Annotated in this window: 9 protein-coding genes; 8 read left to right on the top strand and 1 reads right to left on the bottom strand. The window is 69.4% G+C overall.

Going from position 1 to position 6,711, the window contains the following annotated elements; all coding sequences use genetic code 11:
- Positions 1 to 578 precede the first annotated feature (578 nt).
- The 4 genes from VFJ21_15115 (at position 579) to VFJ21_15100 (ending at position 4,310) form a co-directional block, all read left to right on the top strand.
- Positions 579 to 902, top strand: coding sequence for a hypothetical protein (locus VFJ21_15115; GenBank protein HET7408452.1), 324 nt, complete (start codon positions 579 to 581; stop codon positions 900 to 902).
- A gap of 23 nt (positions 903 to 925) precedes the next feature.
- A complete protein-coding gene (locus tag VFJ21_15110) occupies positions 926 to 1,600 on the top strand; it encodes a hypothetical protein (GenBank protein HET7408451.1) in 675 nt (224 codons plus the stop codon).
- Positions 1,601 to 1,665: 65 nt separating this feature from the next.
- Complete coding sequence (locus VFJ21_15105; protein HET7408450.1) at positions 1,666 to 3,675, top strand: sensor histidine kinase; 2,010 nt, start codon at positions 1,666 to 1,668, stop codon at positions 3,673 to 3,675.
- A gap of 8 nt (positions 3,676 to 3,683) precedes the next feature.
- The gene (locus VFJ21_15100; protein ID HET7408449.1) at positions 3,684 to 4,310 is read left to right on the top strand and encodes a response regulator transcription factor; all 627 of its coding nucleotides are present in this window, start codon (positions 3,684 to 3,686) and stop codon (positions 4,308 to 4,310) included.
- Here VFJ21_15100 and VFJ21_15095 read toward each other — a convergent pair.
- Complete coding sequence (locus VFJ21_15095) at positions 4,285 to 4,548, bottom strand: hypothetical protein (GenBank protein ID HET7408448.1); 264 nt, start codon at positions 4,546 to 4,548, stop codon at positions 4,285 to 4,287. The two genes, VFJ21_15100 and VFJ21_15095, sit on opposite strands and share 26 nt — an antisense overlap.
- A 218-nt stretch (positions 4,549 to 4,766) precedes the next feature.
- On the opposite strand from VFJ21_15095, the gene VFJ21_15090 reads away from it, so the two are divergent.
- From VFJ21_15090 to VFJ21_15075, 4 genes are all read left to right on the top strand, one after another.
- A complete protein-coding gene (locus VFJ21_15090) occupies positions 4,767 to 5,057 on the top strand; it encodes a hypothetical protein (protein ID HET7408447.1) in 291 nt (96 codons plus the stop codon).
- Complete coding sequence (locus VFJ21_15085; protein HET7408446.1) at positions 5,054 to 5,395, top strand: hypothetical protein; 342 nt, start codon at positions 5,054 to 5,056, stop codon at positions 5,393 to 5,395. The genes VFJ21_15090 and VFJ21_15085 overlap by 4 nt, the downstream gene beginning before the upstream one ends.
- An 85-nt stretch (positions 5,396 to 5,480) precedes the next feature.
- Positions 5,481 to 5,954 (top strand): sigma-70 family RNA polymerase sigma factor, encoded by a 474-nt coding sequence (locus VFJ21_15080; GenBank protein ID HET7408445.1) that lies wholly within the window; start codon positions 5,481 to 5,483, stop codon positions 5,952 to 5,954.
- Positions 5,947 to 6,711, top strand: a 765-nt coding sequence (locus VFJ21_15075; GenBank protein ID HET7408444.1) for a DUF4232 domain-containing protein, incomplete at its 3' end; no start/stop codon positions are given. The genes VFJ21_15080 and VFJ21_15075, both read left to right, overlap by 8 nt.

Raw genomic sequence — 6,711 nt, 5'->3', positions numbered from 1 at the left:
CGATCACCCAACGCGACCTCCCACTCACAGATGGGGTCTCCAGCTCCTCCCGGGTTCAACGACGCTGAGAGCCTCCCGGTCGAAGTCCGGCCTTCCGCGCCCTTTCGGTACGCGCCACGCGCCCGCGGCGTGACCCCGTCCAAGTGATGCCCGCTTCAGGACGTCGGACGCGCGTATCACGACGGGTCCGCAACGGCGATTGCGTACGTCCTCATCTCGGCATGGGTGTGAAAGATCCCGCGTCCCGATCCCTGGATACGCAACCGGAAAACCGCATGACTATGCGCCGGAGAAAGAGACACTAGCGGCTCTTGCGGAGCGGTCGGTGTCCGGCTCGGTGCGATCCAGAACGCCGGTTACGGTCGTCCAGGCCTTTGCCGGTCGGGGCGCGAATGGGTCACTACCGATCGCGCCCATAGTGGCGAGCGGAGGCCGCCGCCGATCGCACAACGTGCGGCCGCTCCCGCTCGCGCTGGGAGATTTTCCGTACTGCGATGGGAGGGTTGCTCTAGCCGGTGGGAACGCGCTGCTCGCAGTCTGCTGCTGTTTCGTACGTCCCAAGTGGAGGGGAGCAGCAGATGAGGTGGATCGTGTGTCGGGCGGCGCTGGTGGTCACGGTGGCCGGCGGCGTCACCGCGGTGGCGGCCGGGCCCGCGTTGGCGACTGGCCAGTTCTACCAGGCGCCTGGCTTCACCAACTCGAACGCGTCGTGCATGGGGTCGGCGTACGACTTCGGCGCGCATTACGGGGTGACGGGCGAGGGGTGGCCGGACGCCATTCTGCATGGGGAGATCGGGCCCTCGGAGTCAGAGCACGCGACGAGCGACGGTCCGGGTGCGGTCGGTGAGTTCAGCAGTTCGATGGCGGCTAGCCACGGTTCGATACTGACCTGCCTGTCATGACGACGCCGGCTGTGAACGAGACGGTGCAGCGGCGGCTGTGGCTGACCGCTGGGTGGTTGTCGATCGCCTACGTGGTGGTCACGTTCGCGGTGTCGCCGGCGTACACGTCGGTGGTGACGGGTCTCGGTGAGTCGCCGAGCAAGGTAGCGAAGGCGCTGGTGGCGTCGTCGATGACGACGGGATTCGCCGGCGCGTACGGCGAGCTTGTCGCGGTGCTGGTCTTCCTCGTCGGCGGTTCGCTGATGGCGCAACTGCTGCGCGGTGACGGCGTCGTGGCCAGTTGGCTGGCGTCGTGCATGGCGGGCGCGGCGGTGACCTACGTCGCGATCGTGATCGCGACTGGCGCGGCGACCGCGGCAGCGCTCTACAACGGCCATCATGGCGTGTCCGTGGACGCGATCACTCCGGTGGCCGCGATCGGCAACTTCGGGTTCTCGTTGTCAGGCGCCGCCGCCGGGGTTTTTGTGCTGGCCTCGTCCGCCGCTGGTCAGGTAAGCCGTCTGCTACCCCGCTGGTTCACCGTGATCGGCTACGTGGTCGGGGTGGCGTGCTTGACTGCGGTGTTGGCGGCACGGAGCGGTGCGCCGCAGATGATGCTGTGGTACCTGTGGCTGGTCGGGTTCGGGGTGTTGGCCCTGCGACGCACCCGCCGGGCGGCTCCGGCGCCGAGTGCTGTCGCAGTGGGCACTCCGGCGTGATTCGACTGCCGGTCAGCCCCTGACGCGGGAGCATGGCCAGGATGAGGGCGCCGTCGCGTGGCACGGTGACGGTCGCGGTGATCGCCGCGGCCGTCACCGTCACGCTGCTCGGGATCAGCGGCTCGCTGTCGGTCGCAGTCAGCGACCACCGGGCGGTGGTCACGGCCGGCTTCAACGCGGCGGTGGTGGTCGCGTTCGCGCTCGTCGGGGCGGTGGTGGCGGGAGCGCGCCCGGGTAATCGGGTGGGCTGGCTGATGCTCGCGGCCGGGGCCGCTTGGGCCTTAGGCAGCGCGGGCGTCGACCTCTCCTATCACGGCATCGTGATTGCGCCGGGCAGTGTTCCCGCCTCGTCGGCGTTCGCGGTCGCCGGGGCGGCGGTGCGGTCGGTTGGCTGGTACCTAGTCACGCTGGTGGTGCCGGCGTACTTTCCGGACGGGCGGTTGGCCGAGCCGCGGGTGCGGTGGCTCAAGCTGGTGCTGATCGTGATCATGGTGGCGTCGGTGCTCGATGCGACCACCGATAAGCAGGCGGATCTCAGCGGCTATGGCGCCTGGCGCAACCCGATCGCCCCACCCCGGCCGTGGGATGTGATCAGCGGAATCGGGCTGCTCGGCCATGTACCGCTCAGCCTGGTGGCGGTCGGCGGCATCATCGTCGGGTTGCGGGCTCGGTGGCGGTGCGGCGACGCTGTCGCTCGTCAGCAGCTGCTGCTGTTCTTCGCCGCGGTGGCGCTGCCGGTCCTCTCCGTCCCGCTCTCGTTCGGTGTCGCGGGCGTGGGCGACTGGGTGTTCGGTGCGGTTGCGCTGCCGCTGCCGTTCGCGATCGGGTTCGCGGTGCTCGCCCGCGGGCTGTATGACCTTCGCACCGCGGCGAACCGCACCCTGGTGTGGGTGACTCTGTCGCTGGTGATCGCGGGGCTTTACGCCGTAGTGATCGCAGGGTTGGGCAGCCGGATCGACGCCGGCGGCGTCGGCTGGCTGGCTTGGGCCGCCGCCGCGGTGGTAGCGGTCACCTTCGCGCCGCTTCGCGACCTGCTGCAGCGTGGCATCAACCGGCTCACCTTCGGCCGATGGGACGAGCCCTACGACGTGCTCGCCGGGCTCGGGCAGCAACTCGAGGCGGGCGCTGACGTCCATCGTTTGCTCGTCAATGTTGTCAACGAGCTGCGCGGCTTGGGTCTCGGTGACGTGGCGATACGCGACGCGTACGGGTACGTCCTGGCCGGCGACACGACACCCAGCGACGGGCGGGTCGAGCAGCCATTGGCGGCGTTCGGTCAGCCGGTCGGGACCCTGCTCTACCGGGCCCCCGACCCGCCGCTTCGGGTCCGGGACCGTCGGCTGCTCGACGACCTGGCGGGGCATCTCGGCGGCGTGCTGAACGCCCACCAGCTCACCTTGGACCTGCAGCGGGCACTCGAACAGCAAGTGCTCAGCCGCGAAGAAGAGCGGCGCCGGCTCCGTCGGGACCTGCACGACGGGCTCGGCCCCGCGCTCGCCGGTCACCTGCTCCGGCTCGACCTCATCGCCGCGAAAGTCGGATGTACGTCCCCAGCGGCCCCCGAAATCGACGAGCTGCGCGACGAGCTGCGCGGCACTGTCACCGAGGTCCGCCGCGTGGTAGAGGGGCTGCGCCCACCCGCATTGGACGAGCTCGGTCTCACCGGCGCGCTCACCCAGGTGCTGCAACGGCTAGCTGCCGGCAACGCGGTGCGCGTCGACTTGCACGTCGGTGAACTCCCGTCGCTGTCCGCGGCCACCGAGGTCGCGGCTTTCCGCATCGTCACCGAAGCCGTCACCAACGTCATCCGGCACGCCAACGCGCGCACGTGCCGGGTCAGCATCGACGCTTCCGACGGCGTGCTGCGCGCAAGCGTCACCGATGACGGCACCGGCATACGGAATGCCACGTCATCGTCGGGGAACGGGCTGCAGACCATGCGCGAGCGTGCCGATGAGCTGCGCGGACGTCTACGCGTGAGCTCCGCTTTCGGCACCACCGTCACTGCCGAACTTCCACTGTTCTCAACCGGGCGACCAGCGGCGACCGAATCGGCTCAGTCGGGCCGACCGTGACCATCCGCGTGCTCGTCGTCGACGACCACCCGATCTTTCGGGACGGCCTCGCCGCGCTACTCAACTCACTCGACGACATCGAGGTCGTCGCCACCGCCGGTGACGGGCCCGACGCCATCGACGCGGTCGAGGCAGCCGGAGGCGTCGACGTCGTGCTGATGGACATCAACCTGCCCAGCATGTCCGGTGTCGAGGCCACCACCCATCTCCTCGCGCGGCCGGACCCGCCGGTCGTCCTCGCCGTCACCATGGTCGACGACGACGACACGGTGGTCGCCGCGATGCGCGCTGGCGCCCGCGGCTACGTCCTCAAGGGCGCCACCAGCGAGGAGATCACCGCAGCCGTGCGCACCGTTGCGGCTGGCGGAGCGGTCTTCGGTGCCGGCGTTGCCGCGCAGGTCCTCGCCCTTACCGCCACCGCCGCTGCTCGGCAGCCCGTACACATCGAGGGTCTCACCGTCCGGGAACGCGAGGTCCTCGCGCTGATCGCCGAAGGTGCCGGCAACCCTCAGATCGCGCGAGCCCTAGGCATCAGCGTAAAGACTGTACAGAATTACGTTTCCCGGATCCTTGACAAACTCCAGGTCTCCGACCGGACCCAAGCCGCGCTCAAAGCACGACACCCTCCCGTTTGACGAAGGCGTCGAGCAAAGCGAGCGTGTCGCGCCAGGCGGCGTCACCGACGCGGGGGACAGGCTGGGTCGAGCCGACGACGTCGGTGAACACGACGGCCGTGAGGTCTCGCTGGCCGATGGCCGCGTCTGGGCCGCCGACGAGGAATCGCTTGATGTCGCTGTCCCACTCGCCGTAGTTGAACGTCGCAGACGGGATTAGGAAGACTGCCCCCGGTATTCCTGCCGCGACACGGGACATGCAGCACCCGAGCCGGCTGGCCAGCGCGCTGGCCCGGGAGAACGCTGGTAGAAGGTGGTGGGCAGGGGCGGGGTCGAACCGCCGACCTTCCGCTTTTCAGGCGGTCATGATCGCTCGCGTCTTCGCAGGTCAGAGCGGGTGTGGGGCCCTTTGAGCGGGCTGGCGTGCAACATACGTGCAACATCGCGCTGAACCGGTCTGGCTCGTACACTCAGACGATGACCACGTCGTCGGCCGAGGCCGACCTGCCGCTCGTCGACGAGCGCCAGGTCCGCGCGCATCGCGACGATCTCATGCGCCTGGCCGCCGAGCACGGGGTCTCCGAGCTGCGGTTCGCCTCGCCTGGCCGGCTTGTGGGGCGCGTTGCCGACGACAGAGATCTGCTCGACATGGTGGCCTTCGACCTCGCCGCCGAGGCGTTGCTCGGAGCCCGCGTGAGCCTGTTCTCCGACCGCGTGCTGTCCAACGAGCACGTCAGTCAAGACCTGGTCGACGCCCAACCGCTGTGACGGCGCCGAGCCGGCCGGAGCGGCGCGCGCTTCTCGAGCTCGTCGCGCTACTGGACAACATCCAGCGGCTCGTCGCCGATGGCGACCATGAACGGTTCACCGCCGATGACCACTACCGCTGGATCATCGAGCGGCTCTGGATCGCCCTCGGCAACGAAGCCGAGGCCTACCTTCGCCTGGCGAATCCGCCGCAACAGGATCCCTGGAGGTTCTTGCCTCGGCTCCGCAACGAGCTGGCTCACGTCCGCCTGGCTGACATCGACCAGGAGCGGGTCTGGCGCGTGACCGTCCTTCGCCCGCCGGCTCTCGTCGAGCGAGCGCGCCAACTCCTTCGGTGATTTTTCCCTTCGCGGTTGCTCTCGAAGGGAACCGGTAGGTCCGCTGGCGGGTGTTACCTGGTAGAGCCTGACCGGAGGGGGGCTGGTGCACGAGTTCTACGCAGCTTGCTACCCCCGGCTGGTCCGGGTGCTCACCCTTGTCTGCGGTGATCAGGCCGAGGCGGAGGAAGTGGCGCAGGACGCGTTCGTGCGGCTGCTCCCTCGGTGGGACAAGGTCTCCCGCTACGAAGACCCCGAAGCATGGTTGCGTCTCGTCGCGTTCCGGCTGCTGTCCAACCGACGGCGTCGCGCCCGCAACCGGCTGGCGGCGCTGTGTCGCACTGGGGCGTCGCCAGATGTCGCGCCGCCAACGGGCGAGGGGATCGACGTGATGAGAGCCCTCGCGACATTGCCTCCCGAGCAGCGGCAGGTCGTCGTCCTGCACCACCTCCTCGACCTGCCGGTAGAGGAAGTCGCCAGAGTGCTGCGGTTGCCGGCGGGGACCGTCAAGTCCCGGCTGGGTCGTGCCCGGCAGTCGCTGTCGCCGTTGCCGAGGATCGAGGTGCCGGGTCGTGGATGAGTTGCACGAACTTCTCACCCGCGAAGCGGACCGGTCACCGCTCCCGCCGGCTCCTCCGTTCGAGCAACTGGTGTCGCGAGTGCGTCGTCGCCGACGGGCACGACTGCTGGCCGCGACGAGCGCCGTCTGCGTCGTGGTGGCCGCCGTCGCGGTAGGGGCCTCAACTCTCACCGCTGACAATCACTCGTCGAGCGCGCCGGCGGTCAGCGGTGTCTCCGGCCTCGTGCCGTGGGTCGACCGGCCGGCTAACCCGCCGCCACCGCCGGCAGCGCCGACTCCGCCGCCGGCGGCGTACCCGGCTTGCGCGGCTGGTCAGCTACAGGGACGAGATGGCGGTGTTGGGTTCGCGACGGGCAACGCTGCGCAGCGGATCACCGTGACGAACATCGGTAAGACTGATTGCTCAGTCTCGGGGTTGCCGGCGAGTGTGACCGCGGTGCGAGCGAACGGGACCTCACTGGCGCTCCCCGTGCGATCCGGCGGCATGTTCGGCGACCAGGAGGCCTGGCCGGGTGACCTGCGACCGGGCGACACCGCCGGATTGGCCATCGTCGGCACCGACAACTGCCCGCCTAGCGAGTACGTCAACGCGCGCGACTATGTCATCGGGATGCCGGGCGGCGGCGACCTGCGAGTTGCGGTCGCGTCCGGTGACTTCTGCGCAGACGGGGTCACGCCACTGGGTGTGCCGGCGCCTCCACCGCCGGGATCGGCCCTGTACCCGGGCGTCGCCGCCGAAGCCAACATGCCTGCGGTG

The organism is Mycobacteriales bacterium (assembly GCA_035690485.1).
GTDB lineage: Bacteria > Actinomycetota > Actinomycetes > JAFAQI01 > DASSKL01 > DASSKL01.
The sequence above is the reverse complement of the archived record's forward strand: the minus strand, read 5'-3'. Positions and strand labels throughout refer to the sequence as shown.